This window comes from Spongiactinospora sp. TRM90649 (assembly GCF_029382225.1).
Lineage (GTDB): Bacteria > Actinomycetota > Actinomycetes > Streptosporangiales > Streptosporangiaceae > Spongiactinospora.
Map to the genome: position 1 here is coordinate 104,913 of NZ_JARLTC010000021.1, position 26,221 is coordinate 131,133.

The window sequence follows — 26,221 nt, forward strand, 5'->3', positions numbered from 1 at the left end:
GGCGGGGCCGGTGAACGCCGCGACGGCGCTGGCGCTGCTGTCGCTGGTCGTGTCCGGGTTCACGGTGCTGGCCGTCGGGGCGGTCTACGCGCGCCTGCGCGCCCTGGAACGGGGACGGGCGGGCGCCGAGGACATCCGGCACGCGCCCGCGCCGCTGCTGCCCGGCTCCGGCCACGTGGTGTCGCTGGTGCTGCTCATGGACGCCGGGTGCCCGATCTGCCCGCGTCTGTGGCGGGCGGCCCGCGCGTTCGCCGCCGACCGGGCGGAGGTCCGCCTGATCGGCCTGGTCGCGGGGCAGGAGGCCGCCGAGCGGCTGCGCGACCCGTCCGGCGAGACCCTGATCGCCGACGCCGCGATGTGGGCCGAGCTGTACGAGGGCTACACGCCGTGTGTCTACCTGGTGGGCGCGGCCGGGGCCGTCACTCACCGGCACTTCGTCTACGGCGACACCGACATCCCGGCGCTGCTCGCCCGCATCCTGCCCGAGCCCGCCGTACCCGCGATCCCAGGAGGACCAGACGGCCATGCGCGCTGACCCCGTTGACGTGATCCCGCAGATCGGCGCCGACGGCGGCCCCGCGGACGCGTCCGTCTCCCCCGTGCCCAGCCGGGTGCGCGCGCGGATCGCGGACCCGGCCACGCCGCGCAGGACGCTGCTGAAGGGGCTGCTCGTGGCCGCCCTGGCGGCCACGCTCGCGCCGTTCGAGTGGTACCTGACCCGGCGCGAGGCGCGCGCCGCGCGGGGCCCGGCCTCGGAGTGGACCTCCTCCAACTGCTCCGACGCCTACCCCGAGGGCTACACGGAGGCCCCCGCCAACTGGTTCTCCGGCCCGGCCGTCTGTTACGGCGGCTGGCGGATCGGCTCCTACCCGTGCAACGACTCGAAGTGGCACTTCGAGGGGTACCGGAGCAACACCGACGTCGGGGAGGAGTACATGTCGCTGCGGACGGACTCCTTCTGCGGGACGACCGGCGCGAGGAACGCCTGGCGGTGGACCGCCGCCGGGAGCGTCTACCGGTGCTCCGACGCGGTCACCGAGGTCACCTGGAACGACGGCGACAGCTACCGGGGCCTGACCATCGCGATGTGCGCGGTATGACGGCTCCCGCGCGCCTGCGGCGTGCCGTGCTGGCCCCCTGGGCCGTCGCGCTGCCCATCGTGGCCGGGGCGGGGGCGCTGGCCGCCCTGGGCGCTCCGGCGCCCGCGCTGTTCCTGTGGGCCGGGCTCAACGCCGGATACGCCAACTCGGGCAGCACCTGAACGCACAACTCGGCCTTCCTGCTGAGCGCGCCGGTCTGGCGCGGACGTACTCCCCTGGGCGCCTTGGCCGTGTTCGGCGTGGGCCTGCTCGCCGGCGCATGCGCGGTCGCCCTCGTCGCGGGGGCGCTGGGCGCGGTCGTCCAGGCGCTGACGCCCGTCTGGGCGCGTCTGCCGGCGCTCGCCGTCCTGGCGGCGGTCGTGCTGTCGCGTGAGGCGGGGCTGCTGCGGGTGAAGGTGCCGGAGAACCGGCGGCTGGTGCCCGAGCACGTGGCCGGCGCGGGGCCGGTCGCCGGGGCGCTGCAGTTCGGGTTCGAGATGGGGACGGGGATGCGGACCTACTCGCCGTCCGCGCTGCCGCATCTGCTGCTGGCCGCGCTGCTGCTTGCGGTGCCGCTGCCGGGGGCGTTCGCGGCGGCGGCCGGGTTCGCCGCGGCCCGCTGGATCGTGGCCGCCGCCGCGCCCGTCCACGACCGGACGGCGGGCGCCGCGTGGCAGGGGCGCTGGCGGTCCGCCCGCCGTCCGATGGCGCTGGCGACGGCCCTGGCGACCGTGGTGGCGCTGGCCGCGGGGGTGACGCGGTGAGGGGCGTGACGCGGCTGGTGCTGGTGCACGACGGCGCGTGCGGGGGGTGCTCGTCGATCGCCGCCGCGCTGGCGGGCCTGCTCACCGTCCCGGTCGTGACGCGGTCCTGCCGTGATCCGCACCTGGCCGCCGAGCTGCCCGTGCTGCGCGCCGCCCGCCCACGCGACGCCTGCGCCGTGCCCATGGCGGTGGCGATCGACGGCTCGGGAGGCATGGAACTGCTGCGCGGCGTGCGGTTACCGTTGCGGACGGCGACCCTCGTCGCCCCCGGCAGGCGCGCCGCCGCGCTGCGGCTCGGCCTGCGGGCCCTGTGGCGGCACCTGGCACGCTCCGCCGCCCGGCATCTGGAGGTCCGATGAACGCTCCCGCGATCAGCCCGGACGGCGGAACGACGCTCCGGCTGACCCACTACGCCCAGGGCGGCGGCTGCGCGTGCAAGATCCCGGCCGGTGAGCTGGAGGAGGTGCTGGCGCGGTTGCCGGCCCCCGGCGGCGGGCACGGCGGCGAGCACGGCGAGCTGCTGGTCGGCCTGGACACCGGCGACGACGCCGCCGTGGTCAGGATCTCGGCGGGGCAGGCGATCGTGAGCACCGCCGACTTCTTCACGCCCGTCGTGGACGACCCCTTCGACTGGGGGCGCGTCGCGGCGGCCAACGCGCTGTCCGACGTCTACGCGATGGGCGGCAAGCCGCTGGTCGCGCTCAACCTGCTGTGCTGGCCGCGCGAGGGCCTGCCGTACGACGTGACGGCCGAGGTGCTGCGCGGCGGGGCCGTCGTCGCGGCGGAGGCCGGGTGCCATCTGGCGGGCGGGCACAGCGTGCACGGCCCCGAGCCGCTGTACGGCATGGCGGTCACCGGCACCGCCGACCCGGAGCGGCTGATGCGCAACGACGCGGGCCGTCCCGGCCTGCCGCTGTCGCTGACCAAGCCGATCGGCTCTGGGGTGCTGAACAACCGGCACAAGACGACCGGGGAGGTGTTCCCGCAGGCCGTCGAGGTGATGACCGCCCTGAACGCCGGGGCCGCCGAGCTGGCCGTGCGGGCGGGGGTGCGCTGCGCCACCGACGTGACCGGTTTCGGCCTGCTCGGTCACCTGCACAAGCTGGCCAGGGCCTCGGGAGTCACCGCCGAGCTGGACGCCTCGGCGGTGCCGTTCATCGAGGGCGCCAGGGAGTCGGTGCGCGACGGCCACGTGCCGGGCGGGTCCCGGCGCAACCTGAGCTGGGTCGCCCCCCACCTGGACGCCGGGGGCGCGGACGAGCAGGTGCTCCTCCTGCTCGCCGACGCGCAGACCTCGGGCGGGCTGCTGCTCGCCGGGGAGATCCCGGGAGCGCCCGTCATCGGCAGGCTGGTGCCGCGCGGAGAGCACACGATCGTGATCCGCTGAGCCGGGCGCTCACGGGCGCCGGGTCAGCGGCGGGAGTACGACAGGTAGACGTCGTCCTTCTTCCACGCGTTGGCGGTGATGTCGGCGAGGACGCGGGTGGTCCTGCCGGTCAGGTCGGCGACGACCGACTGGTAGGCCCGGCCCTTCTTGACCACGCCGACGAAGTGGGTCTCGTCCCACCAGCCCCACAGGTACTCGGGGTCCCAGGCGACCCGTTTGACGATCTTGCCGGACACCCGGTCGGACACGCAGACGTCCTCACGGTAGCGGCTCGGGCACCAGGTCAGCAGCCGCTTGCCGGACGGCGAGTACACGTCGTCGCCGGAGACGGTGGTGCCGATGTCGAGGGTGCGGCGCAGCTTGCCCTTGAGGTCGTACTCGCGGATCTTCTTGTCGTAGACCGCGATCACGCCGCGCGCGTCGGGGGCCCACTCGAAGACGGTGTCCTGTTTCAGGTTCGGCACCTGCACCAGGCGGCTGGTCCGCCCGGCGACGTCCACCAGGGTGAATCCCGAGGTCACCCACTTCTTGCCGACCTTGCGCTGGGTGGTGCCCAGGATCTGGCGGCCGTCGCGGGACCAGAAGAGCGAGGCGGTGATGTAGGGCCGCTTGACCGTGCGGATCGGCTTGGCGGCGCCGCCGCCCTGGTCGATGATGATCACCTGGTCGTACCCGGCCTTGGAGTACTTGTCGCGCAGACCTGCGGCCAGCGCGCCGCCCGGGGCCACGGTGATTTCGGTATAACCGGCCTTCTTCACGAAATCATCGCTGTCCTTGGGACGCAGGTACACATCGTCCTTGATGGTGAAAGTCCTGACGAGCACCGGATCGGCGGCGTCCTCGTGCAACTTGACCCCCGTGTCGGGAAGGTCGATCGCGATCTCCTCGGCGGCCTGTGCCGCCACGGCGGTGCTCGTCTGCGCGGCCAGTGTCAGGCAACCCGCGAGCACCCCGATACGGATGGATAATCTCACGTCGGCATCATAAACCGCTTTAGTCGCGAAAAATTACACCATTAACAAATGGGATTACATCTACCACGCGAGATCAGGGGCGGGAGAAGAAGTCCCGCGTCATGGCGATGACGTCGATGCCCATGCTCAGCTTGAGCGCCGCCCAGATGATGGCCCCCGCCACGAGGAAGGTGACGCCCACGACCAGGATGCGGACCGTCCAGCCGCGCTCCTTGAGCCAGTCGGTCCAGGAGGCGAGGGTGCGCTTGCCGAACTGCAGCACCCGGTGCGCCCAGGCGAACTCGGTGGCCAGCACGGCGAACCCGGCGAACACCACGAGCCAGCCGGGCCCCGGGAAGGGCACCATGATCAGGCCCCCGATGACCAGGGCGGCCCCGATGACCCCGACGACGATCTTGAGGGCGAGACTCCCGCCGGGCGTGGCCCGGATCCCCTCGCGCCAGCCGCGCAGGCCCGACCGCCGTGCCGCGTCCTCCTTCAGGACGTCGGCGTCGCCGATCCGCGTCTCACCGGAATCGCCCTGCGGCGGATAGGCCGGCCGTCCGGCCGGGGTGGCGGGCTCCGGCGGCACCGGACCCGGAGCGCCCGCGCCGGCCGCGGCGTCGCCGGGTGTGCCGGGCTCACGCGGGGCCGCACGGCCGGGACTCACTCGCCGTTCCCCGTCTGAGATCGCCACCTGACCCCCTCGAAGCTCCCGTTTGATCCCAGGATAGGGGGACTCTCACACCCCGGCGTCATCCTCGCGGACGACTCGCCGTAACCGGACGCCCCGCCCGTACCTGACAGTTTCTGACAGCATCGGGGGGCAGCATGACGGCATGAACTTGGACGACATCAAGGAGATCAACCGCAGGACCATCGAGGAGTTCCGCGCGAACGGCGGCGCGGGCCCCTTCGCGGATCGCCCGCTGCTGCTGCTCACCACCACCGGGCGCCGGAGCGGCCGTGCGCACACGGCCCCGATGATGTACCTGCGCGACGGCGACCGCCTGCTGGTCTTCGCCTCCGTGATGGGCGCGCCCAGGCATCCCGACTGGTACCACAACCTGATCGCCGACCCGTCCGTGACGGTCGAGGTCGGCTCCGACAAGTACCGCGCCAGGGCCGTGCCCACCGAGGGCGAGGAGCGCGACCGGCTGTTCGCGGCGGCGGTCGAACGCCATTCGTTCTTCGCCGAGCACCAGGCCGGCACCGACCGCGTCATCCCGGTGGTCGCCCTGTCCCGCGCGGAGCCCGCGGACGGCTAGGGCACCTGGAACCGGTGGTCGCGGGCGTCGGTGATCGCCATGTGGCCGGGCAGGTGACCGATGGCGAACGGCACGCCGCTCGCCATCACCGCCGCCTGCGGGGTCACCCCGCAGGCCCAGAACAGCGGGATCTCCCCCGGGCGCACCTCGACCGGGTCGCCGAAGTCGGGCCTGGCCAGGTCGGCGATGCCGATCTCCGCCGGATCGCCGACGTGCACGGGCGCTCCGTGCACCGCCGGGTAGCGGGCGGTGACGCGGATCGCCTCGGGCACCAGCCCGGCAGGGACCGGCCGCATCGACACCACCAGCGGCCCGCCGAGGGCCCCCGCCGGTTCGCACTTCACCGAGGTGAGGTACATCGGCACGTTGACCCCGGCCTCCACGTGGCGGACCGGCACTCCCGCGCGGATCAGCGCGTCCTCGAAGGTGAAGCTGCACCCGATCAGGAACGGCACGAGGTCCTCGCGCCACAGCCCGGTCGCGTCCCGCACGTCGGCGATCGGCTCGCCGTTCTCGTAGACGCGGTAGCCGGGCAGGTCGGTGCGCAGGTCGCCGGCGAAGATCGCGGTGGCGGTCGCCCCCGCGTCGCCCACGTCGAGCACCGGGCACGCCTTCGCGTTGCGCTGCCCGAACAGCAGCAGGTCGTAGGCGAAGGACCGGGGCACGGCCAGCAGGTTCGCCTGGGTCCAGCCCAGGCACCAGCCCGCCGTGGGCGTGCGCAGGCCCCTGCGGAACAGCTCCCTGGCGGCGGCGGGGTCGAGTGCGCCCACATCCGAGGGCGTCATAGATCCTCCTTTACGAGGATATTGGACACTCTTTCCCAGTCGCCTACCGGTAGTCCAGCCCCCAGTCGTGTGGACCCATCACGAACCCGTCGCCCTTCTGGATCAGCCAGCCGTTCTCCACCAGTGTCACCAGGGCCTGCCGTACGTCGTGCTCCGGCCACCCGGTCATCTGGGCGACGTCGGACACATGTGCGATCCGGCCGTCCACCGCGAGCGACGCCACCGCCTCGTACACGTGCGTCTGCGCGTCGGACAGGGCCTGGACGTCGTGCAGTGCGGCCGGACCGGTCGTCTTCCTAGACACGTTGCCGCGCTCCCTCCCGCAGGCGCTCGGGGTCGATCTCCCGCTCGGGGTAACGCCTCAGGTACTCGGTCTCGAGTTCCCTGGTGCGCACCGTGTGGTTGTCCAGCGCGTCGTCGGAGCCGTGCCGCAGCGTGTCCGTCCGTGTCTCGTGGACGTGCCGCAGCTCGCGGAGAAGATCTTCGTCCGGCAGTTCCCGCGGATCGATTCCCATCGTCATAAAGTCTCTGCTTACCCACCAGGGGCGGAGCGTCACCCGGAATACCCGCGGGCATGCTCCAGGTTGTGCCCGAGGTGAGCGACGAGATCAGGGGCATCGCCAGGGGCGATGCCCGAGTCCCGCTGTCGGTGCTGGACCTCGCGACGGTGAGCGCGGGCGAATCGGCCACGGAGGCCCTGGCCACCACCACCGAACTGGCGCGCAAGGCCGAGGAGTGGGGCTACCACCGGCTGTGGGTGGCCGAGCACCACGGAATGCCCAACGTGGCCAGTTCGTCACCGCCCGTGCTTCTCGCGCACCTGGCGGCGAGCACCACCTCGATCAGGCTCGGCTCCGGCGGCGTGATGCTGCCCAACCACGCCCCGCTGGTCGTCGCCGAGCAGTTCGGGCTGCTGCACGCGCTGCACCCCGGCCGCGTCGATCTCGGCCTCGGCCGCGCGCCCGGCACCGACGAGGCCACGGCCGCCGCGCTGCGCAGGGGCGACGCCGACCGGTTCCCGCAGGAGGTCGCCGAGCTGACCGGCTTCCTGGACGGCTCCTTCGAGCCGGGGCACCGCTACGAGAGGATCCGCGCCGTGCCGCGCGACCCCGGTGGCCGCCCGCCGATCTGGCTGCTCGGCTCCAGCGGGTTCAGCGCCCGGCTCGCGGGCCTGCTGGGCCTGCCGTTCGCGTTCGCGCACCACTTCAGCGCCGCCAACACCGAACCGGCGCTCGATCTGTACCGCAAGAGCTTCCGGCCTTCGGCGGCGCTCGACCGGCCGTACGCGATGATCGGCGTGAGCGCCGTGGCCGCCGACACCGGGCGAGACGCCTACCGGCTGGCCCGCACGGGCGGCCTGTCCATGCTGCGGCTGCGGCGCGGCACCCCCGCGCCGGTGCCCACCCCCGAGGAGGCCGAGAACCACCCGTACACGGCGGTGGAGGAGGAGTTCCTCGACGCCTGGCTGTCGAACGTGGTGTACGGCGAGCCCGACGCCGTGCGCGCGGGCCTGGCGGCGCTGCTGGATCGGACGGCCGCGGACGAACTGATGATCACGACCGGGGTCTACGGCGGCGCGCACCGGATCCGATCTTTCAGGTTGATCGCCGAAGCACATAAGATGACCGATTAATGACCTTGTGCCGCATTTAGGAACGTTCCGACTGAATCTCGTCAAACTTCATGACTTGTTTTCATTGGCAGGGAGACGTTCGGGCCATACCGTGCGGCTATGGATCTCGAGCTTCGCCACCTTAGGATAGTGCGTGCCGTCGCGGAAGCGGGCAGTGTATCCAAGGCCGCCACCGTACTCGGGCTGGCACAGCCCGCACTGACCGCCCAGCTCAAACGCATCGAGCGTGCGCTGGGCGGCGCCCTGTTCGAGCGCGACCACACCGGCGCGCGCCCGACCCCCCTCGGGGAGCTGGTGCTCACCCGCGCCAGGGTCCTCCTCCCGGCCGCGCGTCAGCTCCAGGAGGAGGCCGCCCGCTTCGCCAGGTTCGCCGACGCGACCGGTAACGAGCAGCAGCGTTACCGCCTCGGCGCGACCAACAGCCCCATCATCGGGGGGCTGGTGGACCGGCTCGCCGCCTCCTATCCCAACTCCAGCGTGAGCACGCAGACCTCCTGGTCGGCCAACGAGCTGTCGGAGATGCTGATGCTCGGCCGCCTGGACTTCGCCCTGGTGGGAGTGTGCGGCGACAGCAGCCCGCCGTCCGGCGACAACCTCGCCTGGCGGACGGTCGCCGTGGACGCCGTGTGCGTCCTGGTCGGCGACAACCACCCGCTGGCGGGCGAGCCGGAGATCGAGCTCGGCGCGCTGGCCCAGGAGGCGTGGGCGGTCGCCCCAGGCGACGGCTGCTTCGCCGACTGCTTCGCCGCCGCGTGCGCCCGCGCCGGCTTCACCCCGCGCACGATCTACGAGACCGACCCGGCCACCTGCGCCCACCTGGCCCAGGTCGGCAGGGCCGTGGCGCTGTGCCAGGCGACGTTCCGCCTGACCGCGGGCGTGCGGATGCTGCCCATCTCGGGCGCGCCGCTACGCTGGCGGCAGGTGCTCGGCTGGCACCCAGAGGCACCGGCCGCGGTGGCCGCCCCCTCCATCGTCGTCCACGCCAAGGCCGCGCACATGGACTCGGTTCGCCGCAGTCACAGCTACCTGAGCTGGCTCAGCGTGCATCCTGGGTTCGGCACGGTGCCATAGGGGGGCATAACACCTGGCCCTTAAAGCCATGACATCTATCATCGATCGGCATAACAGGACGTTATAGGCACACTGATAGGTCCCCGGTTTCGGAGCAGGCCGTACGTTGACGGCACCGACCGAGGAGAGCCCTTGCCTCGACACCACTGCCCGATCGTGGGCGCGGCGCACACGCGCACCGCCCGCGTCACGGCCACGGCCAGACCGCCGACGACGCCCTCGTCGCGGCCTCCGCCCCGTCGCCCGTGCCCGGAACACCGCACGCGACGCGGCCCATGCCCGGCCCCCGAGGAGATCCAGCGGGACGGAGCCCGGAACGCCCGCCGCCGCCACCGGACTGGCGGCGGCCCGCGAGACCACCGCCGCGAACGCGCGTGCCCGGGAACCGCCGCACCGGCCGTATCGGCCCACTGACCTTCTGCCGCGGCGGAACCGGCCCATCGCGGGCGAACGTGGCCGCCCGCACAGGGCCCGGCTCCCATGCCGTCGGCGTCGCCTTTCGCGACGCCGCCCGACCGCCGGTTCCCGGAGCGCCCCCCGGTTCCGGGAACCGCGCGGCGGCCCGCCGCGAGAGGCATACTCAAGGTCCACCCCCAGCGGACCTGGAGCGCTCCATGGCACGGATCGTCGGTGTGCACGGAATCGGCAACCACGACTACGTGGACAGGAACGGCGGGGCCGAGGCCGCCGCCAAGACGATCAGCCGCGACTGGACCGACTGGTTGCAGGGCGACTCGGAGGTCGCGGTGGGCTACTACTCCCACCTGCTGCACCGGGGCACCCCGCAGGGCGACGTGGCCCTGCTCACGCCCGGTGAGCAAGAGCTCTTCGTGGCGTTCGTGGACCAGCTCCAGCCGTCCCCGCAGGCGGCCCAGGGGCAGATCACCGCGCGCGCCCGGCAGGCGGGCGAGTGGCTGACCGAGCGGTACGGCGAGGCCGCCAGGCGCCTGGCCGCGATCTTCGTCCGCGAGGTCCACACCTACCTGCACCACGCCGACGACTCCTTCCGCACGGCCGCCAGAGAGGCCGTCGCCGCCGCGATCCGCGACCACCGGCCCGAGGTCGTCATCGCCCACTCCCTGGGCAGTGTGGTGGCCTACGAGGCGCTGTGGGCCGATCCCGGCCTCTCGGTGCCCACCCTGATCACCCTGGGCAGCCCGCTCGGCATGAACGGCGTGATCTTCCAGCGGCTGCGGCCCGCCCCCGAGGCCGGTCGGGGCGCGCGGCCCCCGGGGGTGAAGCGCTGGGTCAACCTCGCCGACGTCGGCGACCTGGTGGCCGTCCCCGCCGACCTGTGCTCCCGCTTCGACGGGGTTGAGCAGTCGCCCCCGGTGCGCATCGCCAGGTTCGACTTCCACCGCGTCCGGGCCTATCTGGGCTGCCCCGACGTGCGCGACCTGGTCTCAGGAGACTTCTGACATCCGCCTGCCGAGTTCCCGCAGGAAGTCGGCGGCCGTCCCGACATAGAGGGCCACGCTCCACCCCCCGAGGTAGCGGGACAGGTAGTCGCGCGCCCGGGCGGCGGCGGCGGGGCTCGTGACGTCCAGCTCGGGCATCAACATGACCACCGTGTGGCGGCGGCGGCGCGTGCCGGGCACGCTGTTGAAGAGCGAGCTGAACAGGGAACGGAACGTCCAGTCCTGGATGCTGTACCCGAGGAATAGCAGCGGCTTGGACAGCAGTTCACCGAGGACGTCCACCGGGATGAGGGGGCGCTCCGCGTCGGCCATGGCGACGACGAACCGCAGGTAGTCGTCCTCGCTGAGCACCATCGAGTGGGGCGAGTCGAAGCTGCCGTGCAGATGGAAGACCAGCGGGTGCTCGGCCGTCGGCTTCGGCCGGTCCGGCTCGCCGGGATCGTCCCCCTCGTACCACCGGCAGATCTCGCCTGCGGGATCCTTCCCGGCGTGCCGCAGCGCCCGCGCCATGAAGTCGTCGTAGTTGGTGGTCACGAACAGCTTGCACGGGAGCGCGGCGAGCGGGGCATAGGGGTTGCCGGGGTCGGTGAAGTCGGGTGGGCCGTGGGCGCTCAGGTCGCGGCGGATCAGCTCCTTGACGTAAGTCGGGTCGCCCGTCACGGTCTCGGCGTACTCCAGCACCCGGGGCAGGTTGCGGCGATCGGCGAACGGGTAGGCGAATCGCCGCGCCCACACCTCGCTGAGGTCGCCGCCCGTCGGCAGCACGCCCGCGTTGACCCCCGCCCCCAGGAAGGGGACCAGATCCCCGTGCAGCGCCTGATGGGTCAGGCGCGTCCAGTCGGCGTCATCCATCGGCCCCCACCCCTTCCGCGCGGAACACCACCAGGTCTCCCGCCAGCGCCACCAGCAGGCGGCCTTCGGCCTCCAGCGCGACCGCACGGGCCTCGGCGGGCAGCGCGTGCTCATCCCAGCGCGGCTCGCCGAGCAGATCCCGGCAGGTGCGCAGGCGCTCGCCGCACGCCGCGACCGCGACCGCGACGCCGCCGATCATCGCACAGCTCAGCGCGCGGACGGGGCCGCCCTCGGCTTCGGGCGGGATCGGGGTGACCACCCGGGTGTCCAGGTCGAGCACGCCCAGCGACCCGCCCGCGCCGGAGGCCACGACGAGCGAGCGCCCGCCGGCCTCCAGCGCGGCGAGCGCCCGGATGGTCGTGCCGTCGGGCCACACCGTGACGGTCTCATGAGATCCACCCTCCGATAGCCCCCAGATCCGCAGCTTCCCGGCATAGGTGGGGGTCACCGCGACCGATCCGGACGCCGCGGCGACGCAGACGACGCGGCGGGCCAGGTGCCGGCGACCGGCCCTCCGGAGCAGGACCTCGCCCTCGGGTTCGTCCTCGGTGAGGTCCCACAGCCGGATGCTCCGGTCCTGCGACACCGAGACGGCCACCGGCCGGCCGTCGACGACCGTGGCCGCGACGTCGAGGACCGGACCGGTGTGGCCGATCAGCGGGGCTCCGATGGGCGTCGGCGGGTCGAGGTTCCAGCGCAGCAGCGTGCCGTCCGCGCTCGCGGTCACGGCGAGCGGCCGGTCGGGCAGGCACGCGGCGGCGAGCACCGGTCCCTCGTGGCCCGGTAACACCGCCTCGGGCGCGAGACGGCCGCCGGGACGCCAGGCGCGCACGACCCGGTCGTCTCCGCCGGTGAGCACCAGCGGGCCACCGGAGCGCGCGGCGGCGACGGCGTTCACCTGCTCGCTGTGCCCGGACAGCGGGCGGCCCACCGGTCCGGCCACGTCGAGGTCCCATACCCGCACGGTGCCGTCGCCGCCGCTGGTCACGGCCAGCGGCCGGCCGTCCACGGCGATGGAGCCGATCGCGGTGACCACGCCCTGGCCGGTGAAGGGGTCGCCGTGCGGCTCGCCGCGCCGCAGGTCCCATGCGCGGATCGCATGGTCGTCGCCGGAGGCGATCACCACGGGAACGCCGTCCATGTCGGTGGCGTGCAGGGCGCGGACGGGTCTGCCGTAGGAGACGGCGGGGCGGGCGGCGGGCCGTACGAGCGGCCAGACGCGGATCGCGCCGCCGACGTCGGCGATCAGCACGGCCGGCTCGCCGTCGATGGAAGCGCCGCACACGGCGGTGCCCAGCCCGCGCGGGCCGGGCAGATGTCCGACGGCCACGCGTTCGACCAGGTCCCACATCCACACGGTGCCGTCCATTCCGGTGCTGACCGCCACCGGGCGGCGTCCGGCAGCGGCGCACGCCACCGCGTGGCTCGGGCCGACGTGGGCGCGCAGCAGGCCGTCCGGCCGGTGCCCGGCGAGGTCCCAGAGCCGGACCGTGCCGTCGGCGCCCGTGGTGACGGCGAGGGGCCGTCCGTCGGCCTCGGTGACGGCCAGTCCCTGGACCGGACCGAGATGTCCTTCCAGTGGCGCGCCCCTCGGGCGGCCCTCCGGCAGGTCCCACAGCCGGACCGTGCCGTCCGCGCCGGTGCTGACGGCCACCGGGGTCCCGTCGATCGCGGTGAGAGCCACGCCGGTCACCGGGCCCCGGTGGCCCCGCATGGGCAGGCCGCGCTGGGCGTGCCCGGCGAGGTCCCACAGCCGGACGGTCTGGTCGTCGCCCGCCGTGACCGCGCTGGGCCGTCCGTCGGCGAAGCCGGTGGCCAGGGCGTTCACCCGGCCCTCGTGGCCGGTGAGGGTGGCCCGGTGCGCCGGGGTGAGGGAGCTGCCGCTGGCGGCGACCGGACGCCAGCGGGGCCGCCCCTCCTCGGTCCGCGCGCTTGGACCGGTCTGTGCGGCCGGATCGGTCTGTGCGCTCTGATCCGACAGGGCGCTCGCCCAGCCGGGTGAACCCCAGCGGGCCGCGTCCACGGCCAGGACCTCGGCCCGGCGCGGCGGCGGCAGGTCGCGATGGCGGTGCGCCGAGGTGCGGTAGACGGCCCTGGCCAGCCGCCGCCTGCGGTCGTCACCCGGCAGCCGCAGGCGGTCGAGGGCGGGCAGCAGGAAGGCCGGGTCGGCGTGCGCCAGGAACGACGCGTCGCCGAGCAGTTCCGCCGCCGCGCCCGCGTCCTCCGCGTGCTGGACGGCGTGCCGCAGCAGATACGGCTCGGCGTGCTCCCACCCCCGCGACCGCACCGAGCCGGACCCCCGCCCCAGGACGGCCTCCAGCACGTCGGCGCCGCCGCCCGCGCTCTCGGCCAGGTGGTTCGCCAGCCCCTGGTGGTAGATCCGGTAGAGCGCGGTGCCGTCGGTGTCGGGCGACCGCCGCAGGTAGAAGGACGCCTCCCCCAGCGCCCCCAGCAGCTCGCCCATCGTCGCCTCCCCCTGGTGGCCTGGCTTCCACACCGGGGCGAGGCGCGCGAGCACCCGCAACGGCATGCCCTGCCCCCGTGCGTGGGAGACGGCGGTGAGCAGCGGCAGCAGCCAGGGCGCGTGGCCGGGGCGGCTGCGGAGGTCGAGCCGGAACAGCTCGTGCAGGGCGCGGGGCACGCCCTCCCCCAGCGCACGCGCCGCCGCCGGGTCGGCGGCGGGGGTCGCGGCCCGGACCACCTGGTAGGTGTAGAGCCCGGCGACCAGGAACGGGCCCCAGCGGGGCTCGGCCCCGGCGTCCGACGCCAGCGCGCCGGCCAGCCCTCCCGCGAAGGCCGTGCGCAGACTGCCCCGCAGCGAGTGCCCGCCGGTGAACTCCAGCAGCCGGGCGACGTAGTCGCGCAGGTCGTCGGTCAGCTCGCCGGGCGCGACCAGGTCGAGGTCGGTCACCTCGCCCAGTGCCGCCAGCGGCTCCAGAGCGGCCCCCGGACGCCCGCCGACGAGCAGCCGCACCCCCGGGACCCCACCGGCCAGCGGCAGCAGCAGACCGGCGGTCAGGCGCGTGGGATCGGTGGCCTCGTCCAGGGCGTCCACGACGATCGTCGCCGGACGCGGCCGGGCGGCGAGCGCTTCGAGCAGCCGGGACGGCGTCCACGGCCCCTCCCCCGCCAGGCCGAGCTGCCCGGCGATGGAGGCCGTCACGGCGGGCAGGTCGCGCTGGCGGGCGTGCACGGCCGCCAGGTCGCGGTTGAGCGCCGGGCACAGCTCGGTGATGTGGGCGCGCAGGCCCGCCGTGGCCGCGCGCAGCGCCGGGTGCGCCGCGCAGACCAGAACGCCGAGCAGGGCCGACTTGCCCGCCCCCGGACCGCCGGTCACGACCCGCAGCGGCGGGGACGCGGCGGCGTCGTCGAGCCAGGCGGTCAGCTCGCGCAACTGGCGGCGGCGGCCGACGAAGCAGCCGCCGTCGATGTCGCGGGTCAGCGGGCCGGTGCCGGCCGTGCGGTCGAGCCAGTGCCGGGGGTCCACGACGTCGTCGAGGTAGGTCGCGATGCCCGGATCGACCTCCCCGGCCAGCAGGTCGAGCGGGGCCGCCCGCCCGTAGCCGGGGTTGGGGAAGAACGGCAGGTCGGGGTAGTCGCCGTCGATGGGGGACGCGGCGACCCGCTGCTCGTAGCCGTGCCCCCCGTGCCCCCCGTGCCCGCCGAGCGCCCGGACCTCGGCGCGGATGCTCTCGACGACCAGGCCGAACGGCACGTACGGCCGGTCGGCGTAGACCAGCGCGCCCAGGCCGCCCAGGACGGTCGCGGCGGCCCTGGTGAGCCGGGCGTCGTAGGCCGCCTCGCCGCGGCCGGTGGCCGCGATCACCCAGGCGTGGTTGCCGCCGTCAACGACCTCGGACAGCCAGGGCGGCCGGGCCGCCTGCCCGGCGTGGCAGGTGTCGATCAGGAACAGCGTCCGCGGGCGCCCGGCGCGGCGTTCGACCATCCGCAGCCATCCGGTGACCTCGGTGGTGTCGTCCACGGCGCCGTCGGAGCCGACCACGTAGAGCGCGCCGGTCCGATGCGGCTCGCCGTGGCTGCTGACGTGGACCACCAGCGGCCCGGGCGACTCCGATCCGATCTCGGCGTGGACGGCCCGGCCGAGCGCGCTCGCCGTCGGGTCGTCGTGCCCGGCGACGGTGTAGCCGAGCCCGGCCAGGGCGGCGCGCAGGTCGGCGCACGCCCGCGCGTGCACGGCGGCGGGCAGGTCGGGCCAGCGCTCACCGGCGAAGGTGGCGACGCCCAGGCTCAGCGCGCGAAGCCCTTCGCCGTCCCGCGCCATCGCACCCGCCCTCCGGCCCACGCCGTTCCGCAGCAGGAGGGTATCCCGGCCGGGCCCGTCAGGGGTGGCGCAGTGTCAGTCGGGCGACCCTGCCCTGCTCGCCCGCCGCCCAGCAGGAACGGCAGGTGCGGCAGCCAGGTCACGCCGGAGCGGTAGGCGAAGACGCCGCGCGCCGGGTCGCCCGCCGGAATGGGGGTGTCGGAGACGGTCCAGGTCCTGGAGTCCGCGGCCGAAGCGCTCACCACCGCCGCGACCTTCGACACCGGACGGCCCGAGTAGCTCGCCGCCGCCCACACCCCGCCCCCGGCCAGCACCACGACCACCCCGACGGCGGCCACCACCCCGACCGGAAACCGCCGCACCGCCCCTTCCCGCGCAGCCGGCGAAGACGCCGGAACCGCCCGTGCGCCCTCATACGGCGCCACCGGAGCCCCCCACGTCGGGGTCGTCCGGGCGGGGGTGCCGAGGAGGTGGAGGAGGGTGTCCTGGGGGGCGGGGCGGGCGGCCGGGGATTCGGCGAGGCAGGCCCCGAGCACGTCGCGGAGAGGGGGCGCGATCGAGGTGAGGTCGGCGGGGGCGTCGGCGGATGGGGGCTCACCCATGGCGGCGTAGGCCATGGTGGCGGCCCAGGAGAACAGGTCGCCGGGCGGCCAGGACGGCAGGCCGAGGATCTGTTTCGGGGAGCGGTACGCGTGGGCCGCCCAGGAGCCGCCCTCCCCCGGCTCGACGCCCGGGTCGCAGAGCCTCGGGCCGTCCGGGCCGAGCAGGACGTTCCCCGGGCTCAGGCCTCGATGGGAGAGCCCCGCCTGGGCGAGCGAGGCCAGCGCGGTGAGGGTGGCCACGGCGAGCCGTTCGAGTGCGTCGTCCCCCAGGGGCCCGTCCGCCTCGACCGCCTCGCGCAGCGGACCGGATCTTGCACCCGCAACGGGGTCATCTCCCCCATCAGGCACACCCTTCCCCCAACTCCAGCATGCGCGACCTATCTAACCGAATACCTCTGAACAGGTCATCGGTTTCCGTCAGTACCGTCGAACCGGTACCGGCTCTTCACCCACCGGCCGCGCGGCGTGCCGGTGCTCGTGGACCCCCGCCGCGTGCGGCAACGGAGGCGACGCGCACGCCCGCTAGCACTGTCTGAACGCGCCCGGGTTCCGCCGGGCGCCGGGGCGATCCCCGGCGCCCGGCGAACCGGGCGCTCAGGGCTTGATCTCCCTGAGCCTGCCGGTTTCCACCTCGTAGATGAATCCGCGCACCTGATCGGTGTGCTTGATCGAGGTGTCGGCCCTGATCCTGGCGATGGACTGCCGGACGTCGTCCTCCAGGTCGGGGAACGCCTCGGCGGCCCAGTCCGGCTTGACGCCGGTCTCGGCCTGGATCTCGGACCGGAACACGTCGTCGGCGAAGGTGAGCATGCCGCAGTCGGTGTGGTGGATCAGGATGATCTCCCGCGTGCCCAGCAGGCGCTGGCTGATGGCCAGGCTGCGGCGGGCGTCGGCGGTGACCACGCCCCCCGCGTTGCGGATCACGTGCGCGTCGCCCTCGCTCAGGCCGAGGATCGCGTAGGGGTCGAGCCTGGCGTCCATGCAGGCGAGTACGGCGAGCCGCTTGGCGGGCGGCAGCGCCAGCTCGCCCTTGTCGAAGCCGGCGGCATACCGCTCGGCGTTGGCCAGCACCTCGTCGGTCACGCTCATCAGGGGTTCCCTTCGTCCGTCGCTCAGAAGTACCCCACCAGGATTGTGCATTTTACCTACTCTTTCAATAGGGATTTTCACCGAATGTGGCCGATCGACTACGTCCGAATGATCACGGTTCTGTCGGAGTCGATCTCTATCGTCTGCGCCATGACGAACACGGTGCAGGCGTACTCCTACGCCTCCCCCTCCCGAATGACGGGGGATCGACTGGGACTATCGACGTCCGGCGGGCGGACGCCGAGCGGACCGGCCACGCGTCCCCGATTCTTCAGCGGCCTGGTCACCCAGGCCGCTCCCGCGGCGGCGGCGCTGCTCGGCCTCGCCGACGTCGCGATGGCGCGTTACCACCGGCCCCGTGCGGGCGGCGGCGTCTGGTCCCGTGACCCGGTGGTCACCTGCGACGGCGACCGGCTGCGGATGGAGTCCTTCTCCGCCTGCGGCGGCGTCTACGCGCGCCTCGACCTGCTCGGCGGCGCGCTCGACGGCGAGGTGTTCGACCGGGGCACCACCAACGTCGACGTCAACCGGCCGCTGCGCGAGGCGCTGGCCAGGGTTGGCGGGCGCGACCCGCTGCACCTTGGCGTCGGGGCCGAGGAGATGGCGGTCACCACGCTCGACGGGGCCGTGGTGGAGAAGAAGGTGCCGCTGCCGTCCCGGTGGCTGCGCGGGTTCGCCGAGGTGCAGGTGATCGCCTCCGGCTTCGACCTGCGGGCCGAGCTCGACGCCGCCAGGGCCGTCCGTTTCCTGCGCGGGCTGCCGAGGAAGGCGTCGGCGAACCTGTGGACGCTGCCGCAGGGCCGCGAGCTGCGGGCGTTCTCCCCCGCGGAATCGGCGTCCGGCTCCCCGACGGCGGGCGCGGTGTGCCTGTCCGGCGTCGGCCGGCTGGTGACCCTGCACCCGCTGCTGCGCTTCGCCACCGCGCTGCGCGTGTACGGACCGCCCGTCTCCGGTCACGACGTCGCGCCCAGCGCCTGGGAGCTGGAACTGCCCGGCATGCGCTACACACTGGTGCTGTCGCCGGAGACGTGGCGCGGCTTCTCCGGCGAGGGCGCGGTGCTCGACGACCTGTCCGGCGACGACGTCGCCGCCGACGCCGACGTGGTCGGCATGCTGCTCAACTTCGAGCCCGCCGTCGAGGTGGGGCTGCTCGCCGAACGGGCGGGCCTGTCCCCGGCCCGGGTGCGTGCCGCGCTCACCCAGCTCGGCACGGCCGGGCGGGTCGGATACGACCTGGCCGAGGCGGGTCACTTCCACCGGGAGCTGCCTTATGACCGCGAGCACGTCGAGACCCTGAACCCCCGGCTGGCCTCGGCCCGCGCGCTGGTCGAGAGCGGGGCCGTCCGCGTCACCGGGCCCGACACCGCCGAGGTGACCACGCCGGGCGGCCTCCGCGAGGTCCGGCTGGGCGACGGCTCCTGCACCTGCGAATGGTGGTTCGACCACCGGGGCTCGCGCGGCCCCTGCAAGCACGTGCTGGCCGCCCGCATCGCCGCCAGGGTCACCGAGGCGGTCCCCCGATGACCGCGTGGGACGACGTCCGCGGCCTGATCGACCGGGGCGACGCCGACCTGCTCGTCGAAGCCCTCGTCGCGCTCGGCGACGGCGAACGCAAAGAGGTCGCGGCGCGGCTGCGCGGTCACATCGGCGTGCTGGCCGAGCGGGCGGAGGCCAAGCGCGCCCGGCGCTGGGAGGAGTCGCTGCGGATCATGAAGCGCGAACCGGAACGCTGGAACTTCTCCAGCCCGCGCTTCCCGCACGAGCCGTGGGAGGACTGGGCCGAGCTGACCCGGCTGGCCGGAGCGGGCGCGCTGAGCGCGGTCACCGACGTCGTCTCCTGGGTCAACCGGCGCGACCTGCTCACCTGGGGAGAGTCCTCCTCGCGCGGCCGGTACGGCGACCCGGTCCTCATGGTCCGGCTGCTGTCGCGCCGGCCGTCCGCCTGGCAGGCGGAACTGGCCGGACGTCTCGCGCGGAGGGTACGCGGCCCGCGCGACGCGGGTACCGCGCTGGCCCTGGCCATGCTCCGGCACACCGGTGTGACCCCGCCTGAGCACGACCCGCTGGTGGTGGCCTGGGTGTCGGAGGGGGCGGCGAAGGCGTCCGATCCGCTGGCGCGCGTGCTGCTGCCGCGCCTGTTCGAGGCCGAGGGCGTGGGGCGCGCGCTCCAGCACGAGCGCGCCCTCCCTGACTCGCCGTGGCTGTCGGGGATCATGACCATGATCCGGCGCGGCACGGTGGACCGCGCGATGGTCGTCGACGGGTGCGTGCGCCGGTTCCTGCGCGGCGGCGACGCGCAGGAGCTGCGGTTCTTCTCCCGGCTGCACGAACTGCTCGACCCCACGGACGCGGAGGCCGAGACCCACCGCCGCGACTACCTGCGGATGCTGCCCAACACGCCCGCCCTGATCGCCGAGTCGGCGGTCGCCCGGCTGCGGCGGCTGCCCGTCCCCGAGCCGGACGACCTGGCCGAGGCGCTGGAGTCCCTGCTGTTCCGCCCCGAGGCCAAGCTCGCCAAGGCCGCGCTGAGCTGGCTCGACAAGGCGGTGCGCGAACGGCCCGGCCTCGCCGACGCACTGGTCCCGGCGCTGGTGCTGGCCTTCCGGCACGAGTCCTACGAGGTCAAGAGCCGCGCGGCCCGGCTGGCGGTCAAGCACCGGGCGCGGCTGGGGCCGGACGCCGCAGGCCAGGTCGGCGCGGCGGTGGGCGACCTGCCGTCCGCGCTCGGCGCACCAGTCGCCGAGGCCTTCGGCGGGGAGCCCCCGGCAGAGGAGTCCGCCGAGGTCTTCGTCCCGCCTCCGCTGCGCGAGCCCGCTTCCCCGGAGCCCTTCCCGCCGCTGTACGAGAGCGGCCGACAGATGGCCCCCCTGGCCCCGACCGGCGGCTGGCGCGAGACCGAGCGCTGGCTGGAGGGGTTCGTCAGGCTGGTGCGGGCCGACCGCGAGGCCCTGCGGGCCTCGCTCGCGCCCGGCTATCGCGGGGCGCACCTGGCCATCTTCGCCCTTGAGATGTGGGCGCGCGAGGAGGAGTGGATCGCGGGCATCGCCCAGGAGCTGATCGGCGCGGACGACGCCCCCGAGGGAGACGGCACGGCCACCGACGCCGTCTGGGCGCTGGTGCGCGCATCGACCACCGGCGTCAGCTTCCCCGGCCGTCGTGCCCGCCTGCCCAGGGTGCAGGACATCGGGCCGCTGCACCTGCTGCGGTTGCGCAGGTGCGCGGAGATCCTGCACGCGTTCCGGGAGGACCGCCTGCCGCCGGTGCTGCTGGCCACGCCCACGCTCGCCACCGGCGCGCTCGACCCGGAGGTCCTGGTCGAACGGCTGGAGCTGTGCCAGGCGGCGGGGGTCGAGCCGCTGCCCGCGGACCTGGCCCAGGCGCTGCTGCGGCTGCCGCGCGGCTCCCATCCGCCGGCGGCGGACCGCGCGGGGCGACTGACCTCGGCGGCGGGCCGTACCGCGGCGCGCCTGCTGGCCTCGGACGGCCTGCCCGACCCGGCCGCCGTCGTGCGGTGGACCAGGTGGCACAACGGCACCCCACGCCCGATGATCGAGTCGCTGCCGCCCGCGCCGACCGGCGTGGAGCTGGTCGACGAGGTTCTCGGCGCGCCCCCCACGCCCCACCACGTGCACGGGGACATGTCACCGTGGCCCGGGGTGCTGCCCTCGCACCGCGAGGTCGTGGCCGTCCACATGGCGGCCCCGCAGGGAACGCACTGGCGGCACCCGATCGTGACCGCCGAGCACGTGGCGGCGCTCGCCGCCGGCGACGGCCCCATGGGGCCCGCGTCGGCCCTGTTGCTGGCGCGGCTGCTGCCAGAAGGCGACTCCGCGCCCGGCGTGGCGGTCCTGCTGTCCATGGCCGGCCGGGGCGACCTCCCGGTCACCGGCCTCGGCGAGCAGCTCGCCCTGCTGGCCCGGCACTCCGGAGCGAAGGTCGCACCGATCGCCACCGCCCTGCGCGACGCCGCCGCCGGCGGCGCCCACGCGGCGGCCTGGCGGGTACTCGCCGCCCTGCTCGCGGCCCTGCTCCCCGCCCAGGGCGAGCGCCCCCGCGCAGGTCTCGCCGAACTGACCGAGGCGGCGGCGACGGTGGCGGAATGGACCGGCGCGCACACTCCGATCCCAGCCGTCACCCGCATCGCCGCGGGCACGAGCACCGCGGCCTACGCCCGAGCCTGCCGCCGCCTGCACGACCACCTCGCCCGCCCCTGACCGGTTCAGCGGTGGCGGCTGGCCTCGATGCCGTCGAGGAGCCAGGCGAGGCCGATGCCGAAACTGGCGTCCCAGTCGCGGTCGGCGGCGAGGGGGCCATGGACGGCGAGGACGGGGTACCGGTCACTGTTGGCGCGGAAGTACTCCCGGGCGGCTTGTGGCACGCCTTAAATCCCACTTCCTGCGCCTGCTGGCCGAAGCGACGGACGGCGCGGTCCCCTCGGTCCGGCACACCGGCTCCGTACGTCTGGGCGCCCGGGTCACGCCCGGCCACTTCGTGCAGACCCACGCCAGGCCCGAACTGCACGGCCGCACCCCCGCCGAGCTGGCGACGGCCGGGCATGCCCTCACGCTGAACGAGGCCATGGCCGCGCTCGCCCGCTACGAACTCGCACCGGCCGCCGCTCAGCGGTTCGAGACCCTGTCCGGCGGGCAGCAGGCCCGGCTGCAGATGCAACAGGGCCTCGCGTCCCTCGCCGGCACCGTGCTGGCGGTCACCCACGACCGCTGGTTCGCCGCCGACTTCGACCGCTTCCTCATCTTCGGCGCCGACGGGACCGTCTACGAGAACATGGCAACTCCTTCATGAAGGCTCACATCCTGAAGACGAACGGGCGAGGGACAGATCAGACGCCACCCATGACAGAACGTCACCGGTCGCGGTAGCGCTCGATCCGCCGCAGGTCATGGCCACTGGGCCGCTTGAGCATCCACCAGCCCACCCGCGGCACCTGATGCACCAGGACGCGCTCCAGGTCGGGCAGCGCCGACCGGGCCGTGCCGGTACGGCCGCGGACATCGACGAGCACCGCCTTCAGCCGGAAGCGGCCCGGGCCGTGCGGCGCGACGTAGCGGGCGTGCACGGCATCGACCGTCCAGTACTCGATCGGCTCGTCGGCCGGGGCGATCTGCCCGCCGTGCCCGCCGTCGGAAGGCCAGTTGAGCAGCCGCACACGCAGCGGCAGGGTGACATCCACGCACCCCATCATCGAACACACGTGCGACAAGGCCAAATCGATCAAGCCGGGCACGGATGAATTCGGTTGGTGGGACCGGCGGGCTTGGTGCGGTATCCGCATGGACGGTGCCACAGAGCAGGCGCGATGGGCGAGAACCGGAAGAGATCAGACGAGCACCCCCCGACCGGCTCCATGGCAGAGGCTAGCGGTGCTCGGGGCCCCGATGCCGGCCGCCCTCACCTTCAACACCGCGGAGAACCTGCCGGTCGGCCTCCTGACCGCCACCTCCTGCGCATCCCTCCTCTAAATGAGAACCGACTCCTAACCGCCACCGGCTCAGACGACCTGACGCGAGCCGGGAAGCCCGGATCTGAGTTCGGCGCGGATCCGCGCCCGGATGCCCGGCCACTCGTCGGACAAGGCGAATCGGGCATAGGTGAGGCCGTCGAGGACGCTCGCCCCTTCGTTGAGAGAGCGCAGAGCATGACGGACCCCGTTGGCCGCCACCCATCGCCGCCACTCGTCTTCTGCCTGTTCCCGGTACGCGGCGCCCTGCCCGGCCCACCGTTCACCGAGGGTCTCCCACTCGCCCGTCACGTCCGCCAGCAGATCGGCGCCGATCGGCAGGCGGTCGTGCGCCGCTCGCCTGGCTCGGGTGACGGCGGCCGAGCCGAGGTCGAACCGCTCGGTCAGGACGTCGATCAGGTGCAGCAGGATCGTACGGCGGCGCTCCGGAGCCGCCAGGCGGAGTCTGGCGTCCAGATCCGGCTCGTGGTGCCGCAGGCCCGATCGGCGGGCATTCCTCGCCGAGCAGCGGATCGATGGTCGCCACCGTGCGGGGGTGCTCGTACCAGTCCCCGGGCAGCCGTGCCCCGGTCCGTGCCTCGATGACGGCCATCGCGGTCGCCTTCTGGGCCGGCCAGGGTGCTCCGGCCACCGCTTGCAGGGCCGCGGCCTCCTCTTCCAGCGCGCCGGGATCCACTCCGTACAGGGATTCCGGTTCGAGTGAGGGAATCCGGGCGAGGTACCGTCCGTGGGCCGCGTACTCCAGGCCGGGGGTTCCCGCGACATTCCATGACAGGTGCCAGACCTGCGCGTCCTGGCTCAGCCACGCCATCACCTGCTGCCGGGCGGCGTAGCTGAACCCGCTGGGCTCGGTCAGCATGATCACCGCCCCAGTCGCTCCGAGGTAGACGGGCGGGCCGTCCATGAACACCGCTTCCTCGGTGAACTCCTCGTCGGACTCCACGAGAACGGGGCTGCCACCGCCGGTCAGCCGCGAGGCGACGTCCTCCACCGAGGGAGGCGGCCCCTGGACAGGGCGGACGACGGTCCATGCCAGAGTCTCCCCGAACGGGGCGGACGAGTGGAGCAGGTCCGTGTAATAGGTGACGGCATCGTTCAGATCCATGCGGAGGGGGCCATTCAGTCGGGGGGATGATGAGAAATGCGAGCAACCGCCACGGAGACGGCGGCCGTTTCCGTGGCGGTTGATTAAATCGCTACCTTACGCCGATGCCCCCGGCCAGCGGAGATTCGCCATGGTCGGGACCGTTCCACCGGCGGGTCGTTCTTGAACCGGTTGAAGAACGTGTCCTCGGAGAGGATCCTGTCATTGTTTAGAGACGTCCCAGCGCGCCGCCCGCCCGAGCACGCGCCTCCTCTCGCGCTCGCCGTCAGCGGCGGTACTCGCGGAAGAACGTGAAGCTGCGGTACTCCCGCACCAGCCCGCTCTCGTAGATGTAGTCGTAATTGCCGAAGCCGGGGTGTTCGACGACCCTGTAGCCCTCCTCATCGGGGTGTCGGGGCTGGAAGCAGCAGGCGCTGGCGGGTGTCGCCGGACCGATGGCGGCGACGGTGAAGCCTGCGGTCGTGACGGCAAGGGATGCCAGCAGTCGGACCCAGCGGCGGGTAGGACGGGAAATGTCGGCTTGCATGTCTGCTCCTGTATTGCTTGGAACGCCGGGGAACCCCGGCCAGTTCTATTCGCCACCGAGCGGCCGCAGGGATGGGCGACATCGCCGATCACTAAGCGCTACGGATGATTACCATCTGTTTCATGATGGCTCTGGTCCCCTCCCCACACCGCCAGGACGGTGTACGGGAGGAAACGGCCCCTCGCCGTGCGAGCGTTACGTGATCCGCGTCCGCCCCAGCGGGAGAGTCCTCGGAGGCATCGACGCTGCGGTGGTGGCGGTGGCCGCGTCATGGCCGGTCGCGTACCTGTACGTGTCCGGGCCGGACGGCTGGCGGCGGCCGGCGCTGGTGGCCGTGGCCGTCCTGGTGGGGCTGGGCGCCTACTGGGTCGCCTCGGTGGCCATGTTCGAGCGGCCCCTGCTGGTCACCGCGTTGTACCTCGCGGGAGGGGCATCGCTGATGCTCGCGTCCACCACGGCGGTGGACAAGACGCTCACCGAACGCGGCCGGATCAGCGCGTGCGTGGTGGAGGAGGAACGGGGGGAGGTCGTGATGGCCGGGTTCCCCGATCCCGCAAGCCCCGGCGACATGTTCGAGACCGAATACCACTACCGGCTGCGCTGTCCCGGTGGTGCGCCGGACGCCATGCAGGCGTCCACATCGGTGGCCACGCCGGGCGCGACCGTGCGGATCATCTGGGACCCCGCGGGCAGGATCGGCCCCCGCCGCGCCGATGGCCTGGCCCCGCTCCGGGCCACTGTGGCGCGCGGGTCATGGGTCATCGGTGGTCTGGTCGTGCTGCTCCTCCTCCTGGACGTCGCACTCTTCAGCGTCTCCTCCGTCAGGCGGTGAGGTACATGATGAGGGTCCAGGCCCAAACGCTGATCGCCTACCAGTGTGGCGACTGACAAGTGCCCTCCCTCATCTTGATCGGATAGCCTTCTGGCACGAAACCGGAGTTTCGGACGACGGACGTGCGGTAGCCGGTGGTCATTCGATTCGTCCCCACCCGAGCGGTCGCACTGGAGTACAACGACCATGTCTGAGACGAGCCCGCGTGAGTGGCTGAAACGCTTCGCGAATGCATGGGCCGGGCGCGACGTCGGCGGACCGCACAAAGACCCGCGGTGATCATCGGAGATGTCGTCGGCCTGCTCGGGGTCGGCCTCGCGGCCGGTGTGGTGAGCACGGTGGTGAGCCTCGCCTCGATCGTCTCCTACCCCGCCCTGCTCGCCTTCGGCCTGCCGCCGCTCACCGCGAACGTCACCAACACCGTCGCTCTCGCCTTCACCGGTGTCGGGGCCGCCGCCGGGTCCCGCCCCGAACTGGCGGGAGCGCACCGGCGGATGGTCCGGCTCGGCCCGATCGCCGCGCTGGGCGGCGCGACCGGCGCGCTACTGCTGCTGGTGACGCCGGCCACGACGTTCGAGCGCATCGCACCCTGGCTGATCGCGATGGCCTCGCTCCTGCTGGTCCGCCCGCCCTCCGGCGGCGGGCGGGGTGAGCACGGGACGCTGGGGCGGATCGCGCTGTTCGTCGTCACCTGCTACACCGGCTACTTCGGCGCGGCCGGCGGCTTCCTGCTCGGCGGGTGGGTCGGCCCCAAGATCGCACGCCGCCTGCCCGGCCACAGCCTCCGCTACCTCGCCGCCGCCTGCGGCCTCACCGTCGCGATCAAGCTCGGCTGGAACGCCTACACCGGTTGAGCCCATCGCCCGAACTCGGATCACAGCACAGCGTGGCGCCGCCGATCAGTTCCCGGCCGAGCGCGGGTGCCGCCGTCGCCGTCGCAGACATCGGCCTCGGCCGGGGCGGTGGCGGTCATCGGGCGGGCGGCGCACGCGCTGGTCATGGACGGCTGCGCCGACAAGTCGGGCGACCGGGTGGCGACATCTCGGCCTGATCGCGTCGCCGGACACAGGGGGCGGCGGCGTAGGTGAGTGCGATC

General features: G+C 73.6%; 28 protein-coding genes and 1 pseudogene. 15 read left to right on the forward strand and 14 right to left on the reverse strand.

Annotated features, from left to right (window positions below):
- Window positions 1-10 precede the first annotated feature (10 nt).
- The 6 genes from P3X83_RS24280 (at window position 11) to selD (ending at window position 3,230) form a co-directional block, all read left to right on the forward strand.
- A complete protein-coding gene (locus P3X83_RS24280) occupies window positions 11-535 on the forward strand; it encodes a hypothetical protein (protein WP_277307493.1) in 525 nt (174 codons plus the stop codon).
- Entirely contained in the window at window positions 525-1,100 is a 576-nt protein-coding gene (locus P3X83_RS24285; protein WP_277307494.1) for a hypothetical protein, read from the forward strand. The genes P3X83_RS24280 and P3X83_RS24285 overlap by 11 nt, the downstream gene beginning before the upstream one ends.
- Window positions 1,097-1,261 (forward strand): hypothetical protein, encoded by a 165-nt coding sequence (locus P3X83_RS24290; protein ID WP_277307495.1) that lies wholly within the window; start codon window positions 1,097-1,099, stop codon window positions 1,259-1,261. The genes P3X83_RS24285 and P3X83_RS24290 overlap by 4 nt, the downstream gene beginning before the upstream one ends.
- Window positions 1,262-1,324: 63 nt before the next feature.
- Window positions 1,325-1,843: a hypothetical protein gene (locus P3X83_RS24295; protein ID WP_277307496.1), complete on the forward strand. Its 519-nt coding sequence runs from the start codon at window positions 1,325-1,327 to the stop codon at window positions 1,841-1,843.
- Entirely contained in the window at window positions 1,840-2,202 is a 363-nt protein-coding gene (locus P3X83_RS24300) for a hypothetical protein (RefSeq protein WP_277307497.1), read from the forward strand. The genes P3X83_RS24295 and P3X83_RS24300 overlap by 4 nt, the downstream gene beginning before the upstream one ends.
- Window positions 2,199-3,230 (forward strand): selenide, water dikinase SelD, encoded by a 1,032-nt coding sequence (gene selD / locus P3X83_RS24305; RefSeq protein ID WP_277307498.1) that lies wholly within the window; start codon window positions 2,199-2,201, stop codon window positions 3,228-3,230. Before P3X83_RS24300 ends, selD begins: the two co-directional genes overlap by 4 nt.
- A 23-nt stretch (window positions 3,231-3,253) precedes the next feature.
- Here selD and P3X83_RS24310 read toward each other — a convergent pair whose 3' ends face one another.
- A complete protein-coding gene (locus tag P3X83_RS24310) occupies window positions 3,254-4,204 on the reverse strand; it encodes a hypothetical protein (protein ID WP_277307499.1) in 951 nt (316 codons plus the stop codon).
- 73 nt (window positions 4,205-4,277) lie between these two features.
- On the reverse strand, window positions 4,278-4,853 hold the full coding sequence (locus P3X83_RS24315; protein ID WP_277307500.1) for a TIGR02611 family protein: 576 nt from the start codon (window positions 4,851-4,853) through the stop codon (window positions 4,278-4,280).
- A 169-nt stretch (window positions 4,854-5,022) separates the two neighbouring features.
- Between P3X83_RS24315 and P3X83_RS24320 the strand changes: the two genes are divergently transcribed.
- Entirely contained in the window at window positions 5,023-5,451 is a 429-nt protein-coding gene (locus tag P3X83_RS24320) for a nitroreductase family deazaflavin-dependent oxidoreductase (protein ID WP_277307501.1), read from the forward strand.
- Here the strand turns inward: P3X83_RS24320 and P3X83_RS24325 are convergent.
- Genes P3X83_RS24325 through P3X83_RS24335 form a run of 3 tightly spaced genes read right to left on the reverse strand, consistent with a single transcriptional unit; the run spans window position 5,448 to window position 6,751 of the window.
- Window positions 5,448-6,236 carry a putative hydro-lyase gene (locus P3X83_RS24325; RefSeq protein ID WP_277307502.1) on the reverse strand — a complete coding sequence of 263 codons (789 nt, stop codon included), beginning with the start codon at window positions 6,234-6,236 and terminating at the stop codon, window positions 5,448-5,450. The two genes, P3X83_RS24320 and P3X83_RS24325, sit on opposite strands and share 4 nt — an antisense overlap.
- 43 nt (window positions 6,237-6,279) lie before the next feature.
- A complete protein-coding gene (locus P3X83_RS24330; RefSeq protein WP_277307503.1) occupies window positions 6,280-6,540 on the reverse strand; it encodes a hypothetical protein in 261 nt (86 codons plus the stop codon).
- Entirely contained in the window at window positions 6,533-6,751 is a 219-nt protein-coding gene (locus P3X83_RS24335; RefSeq protein WP_277307504.1) for a DUF6158 family protein, read from the reverse strand. The genes P3X83_RS24330 and P3X83_RS24335 overlap by 8 nt, the downstream gene beginning before the upstream one ends.
- Window positions 6,752-6,810: 59 nt before the next feature.
- On the opposite strand from P3X83_RS24335, the gene P3X83_RS24340 reads away from it, so the two are divergent.
- From P3X83_RS24340 to P3X83_RS24350, 3 genes are all read left to right on the forward strand, one after another.
- Window positions 6,811-7,869 (forward strand): LLM class flavin-dependent oxidoreductase, encoded by a 1,059-nt coding sequence (locus P3X83_RS24340; RefSeq protein ID WP_277307505.1) that lies wholly within the window; start codon window positions 6,811-6,813, stop codon window positions 7,867-7,869.
- A gap of 99 nt (window positions 7,870-7,968) precedes the next feature.
- Window positions 7,969-8,940 carry a LysR family transcriptional regulator gene (locus tag P3X83_RS24345; protein ID WP_277307506.1) on the forward strand — a complete coding sequence of 324 codons (972 nt, stop codon included), beginning with the start codon at window positions 7,969-7,971 and terminating at the stop codon, window positions 8,938-8,940.
- Between the two features lie 614 nt (window positions 8,941-9,554).
- A complete protein-coding gene (locus P3X83_RS24350) occupies window positions 9,555-10,358 on the forward strand; it encodes a hypothetical protein (protein WP_277307507.1) in 804 nt (267 codons plus the stop codon).
- Here the strand turns inward: P3X83_RS24350 and P3X83_RS24355 are convergent.
- The 4 genes from P3X83_RS24355 to P3X83_RS24370 all read right to left on the reverse strand — a co-directional run bounded on the left by P3X83_RS24355 (window position 10,344) and on the right by P3X83_RS24370 (window position 17,183).
- Window positions 10,344-11,210 carry an SIR2 family protein gene (locus P3X83_RS24355; RefSeq protein ID WP_277307508.1) on the reverse strand — a complete coding sequence of 289 codons (867 nt, stop codon included), beginning with the start codon at window positions 11,208-11,210 and terminating at the stop codon, window positions 10,344-10,346. The two genes, P3X83_RS24350 and P3X83_RS24355, sit on opposite strands and share 15 nt — an antisense overlap.
- Window positions 11,203-15,492, reverse strand: coding sequence for an AAA family ATPase (locus P3X83_RS24360; RefSeq protein ID WP_277307509.1), 4,290 nt, complete (start codon window positions 15,490-15,492; stop codon window positions 11,203-11,205). The genes P3X83_RS24355 and P3X83_RS24360 overlap by 8 nt, the downstream gene beginning before the upstream one ends.
- Window positions 15,459-16,442: a hypothetical protein gene (locus tag P3X83_RS24365; protein WP_277307510.1), complete on the reverse strand. Its 984-nt coding sequence runs from the start codon at window positions 16,440-16,442 to the stop codon at window positions 15,459-15,461. The genes P3X83_RS24360 and P3X83_RS24365 overlap by 34 nt, the downstream gene beginning before the upstream one ends.
- Before the next feature lie 246 nt (window positions 16,443-16,688).
- Entirely contained in the window at window positions 16,689-17,183 is a 495-nt protein-coding gene (locus P3X83_RS24370; RefSeq protein ID WP_277307511.1) for a carbonic anhydrase, read from the reverse strand.
- Window positions 17,184-17,333: 150 nt separating this feature from the next.
- On the opposite strand from P3X83_RS24370, the gene P3X83_RS24375 reads away from it, so the two are divergent.
- Together P3X83_RS24375 and P3X83_RS24380 are read left to right on the forward strand one after the other, a co-directional pair.
- Window positions 17,334-18,707 carry an SWIM zinc finger family protein gene (locus tag P3X83_RS24375; protein WP_277307512.1) on the forward strand — a complete coding sequence of 458 codons (1,374 nt, stop codon included), beginning with the start codon at window positions 17,334-17,336 and terminating at the stop codon, window positions 18,705-18,707.
- A complete protein-coding gene (locus P3X83_RS24380) occupies window positions 18,704-21,397 on the forward strand; it encodes a DUF6493 family protein (RefSeq protein ID WP_277307513.1) in 2,694 nt (897 codons plus the stop codon). Before P3X83_RS24375 ends, P3X83_RS24380 begins: the two co-directional genes overlap by 4 nt.
- A gap of 5 nt (window positions 21,398-21,402) precedes the next feature.
- Here the strand turns inward: P3X83_RS24380 and P3X83_RS24385 are convergent, their stop codons facing one another.
- Complete coding sequence (locus tag P3X83_RS24385) at window positions 21,403-21,561, reverse strand: hypothetical protein (RefSeq protein WP_277307514.1); 159 nt, start codon at window positions 21,559-21,561, stop codon at window positions 21,403-21,405.
- Between the two features lie 5 nt (window positions 21,562-21,566).
- Between P3X83_RS24385 and P3X83_RS24390 the strand changes: the two are divergent.
- Window positions 21,567-21,986: pseudogene (locus tag P3X83_RS24390) on the forward strand (ABC transporter ATP-binding protein); the annotation flags it as partial.
- A gap of 61 nt (window positions 21,987-22,047) precedes the next feature.
- Here the strand turns inward: P3X83_RS24390 and P3X83_RS24395 are convergent.
- From P3X83_RS24395 to P3X83_RS24410, 4 genes are all read right to left on the reverse strand, one after another.
- A complete protein-coding gene (locus P3X83_RS24395) occupies window positions 22,048-22,374 on the reverse strand; it encodes a hypothetical protein (protein WP_277307515.1) in 327 nt (108 codons plus the stop codon).
- A 318-nt stretch (window positions 22,375-22,692) separates the two neighbouring features.
- Window positions 22,693-22,953: a hypothetical protein gene (locus tag P3X83_RS24400; RefSeq protein WP_277307516.1), complete on the reverse strand. Its 261-nt coding sequence runs from the start codon at window positions 22,951-22,953 to the stop codon at window positions 22,693-22,695.
- Window positions 22,925-23,767: a hypothetical protein gene (locus tag P3X83_RS24405; RefSeq protein ID WP_277307517.1), complete on the reverse strand. Its 843-nt coding sequence runs from the start codon at window positions 23,765-23,767 to the stop codon at window positions 22,925-22,927. The genes P3X83_RS24400 and P3X83_RS24405 overlap by 29 nt, the downstream gene beginning before the upstream one ends.
- 265 nt (window positions 23,768-24,032) lie before the next feature.
- Window positions 24,033-24,293 (reverse strand): hypothetical protein, encoded by a 261-nt coding sequence (locus P3X83_RS24410; RefSeq protein WP_277307518.1) that lies wholly within the window; start codon window positions 24,291-24,293, stop codon window positions 24,033-24,035.
- 199 nt (window positions 24,294-24,492) lie between these two features.
- Between P3X83_RS24410 and P3X83_RS24415 the strand changes: the two genes are divergently transcribed.
- Window positions 24,493-25,125: a hypothetical protein gene (locus tag P3X83_RS24415; protein ID WP_277307519.1), complete on the forward strand. Its 633-nt coding sequence runs from the start codon at window positions 24,493-24,495 to the stop codon at window positions 25,123-25,125.
- A gap of 275 nt (window positions 25,126-25,400) precedes the next feature.
- On the forward strand, window positions 25,401-25,979 hold the full coding sequence (locus tag P3X83_RS24420; protein ID WP_277307520.1) for a sulfite exporter TauE/SafE family protein: 579 nt from the start codon (window positions 25,401-25,403) through the stop codon (window positions 25,977-25,979).
- Window positions 25,980-26,221: the final 242 nt, after the last annotated feature.

Bases quoted from the DNA above. Each gene is read 5' to 3' on its own strand.
- P3X83_RS24380 (WP_277307513.1), top strand. From the start codon at position 18,704: ATGACCGCGTGGGACGACGTCCGCGGCCTGATCGACCGGGGCGACGCC.
- P3X83_RS24285 (WP_277307494.1), top strand. From the start codon at position 525: ATGCGCGCTGACCCCGTTGACGTGATCCCGCAGATCGGCGCCGACGGC.
- P3X83_RS24360 (WP_277307509.1), bottom strand. From the start codon at position 15,492: ATGGCGCGGGACGGCGAAGGGCTTCGCGCGCTGAGCCTGGGCGTCGCC.
- P3X83_RS24405 (WP_277307517.1), bottom strand. From the start codon at position 23,767: ATGGATCTGAACGATGCCGTCACCTATTACACGGACCTGCTCCACTCG.
- P3X83_RS24340 (WP_277307505.1), top strand. From the start codon at position 6,811: ATGCTCCAGGTTGTGCCCGAGGTGAGCGACGAGATCAGGGGCATCGCC.
- P3X83_RS24290 (WP_277307495.1), top strand. From the start codon at position 1,097: ATGACGGCTCCCGCGCGCCTGCGGCGTGCCGTGCTGGCCCCCTGGGCC.
- P3X83_RS24350 (WP_277307507.1), top strand. From the start codon at position 9,555: ATGGCACGGATCGTCGGTGTGCACGGAATCGGCAACCACGACTACGTG.
- P3X83_RS24375 (WP_277307512.1), top strand. From the start codon at position 17,334: ATGACGAACACGGTGCAGGCGTACTCCTACGCCTCCCCCTCCCGAATG.
- P3X83_RS24345 (WP_277307506.1), top strand. From the start codon at position 7,969: ATGGATCTCGAGCTTCGCCACCTTAGGATAGTGCGTGCCGTCGCGGAA.
- P3X83_RS24335 (WP_277307504.1), bottom strand. From the start codon at position 6,751: ATGGGAATCGATCCGCGGGAACTGCCGGACGAAGATCTTCTCCGCGAG.
- P3X83_RS24325 (WP_277307502.1), bottom strand. From the start codon at position 6,236: ATGACGCCCTCGGATGTGGGCGCACTCGACCCCGCCGCCGCCAGGGAG.
- P3X83_RS24410 (WP_277307518.1), bottom strand. From the start codon at position 24,293: ATGCAAGCCGACATTTCCCGTCCTACCCGCCGCTGGGTCCGACTGCTG.
- P3X83_RS24370 (WP_277307511.1), bottom strand. From the start codon at position 17,183: ATGAGCGTGACCGACGAGGTGCTGGCCAACGCCGAGCGGTATGCCGCC.
- P3X83_RS24355 (WP_277307508.1), bottom strand. From the start codon at position 11,210: ATGGATGACGCCGACTGGACGCGCCTGACCCATCAGGCGCTGCACGGG.
- selD (WP_277307498.1), top strand. From the start codon at position 2,199: ATGAACGCTCCCGCGATCAGCCCGGACGGCGGAACGACGCTCCGGCTG.
- P3X83_RS24320 (WP_277307501.1), top strand. From the start codon at position 5,023: ATGAACTTGGACGACATCAAGGAGATCAACCGCAGGACCATCGAGGAG.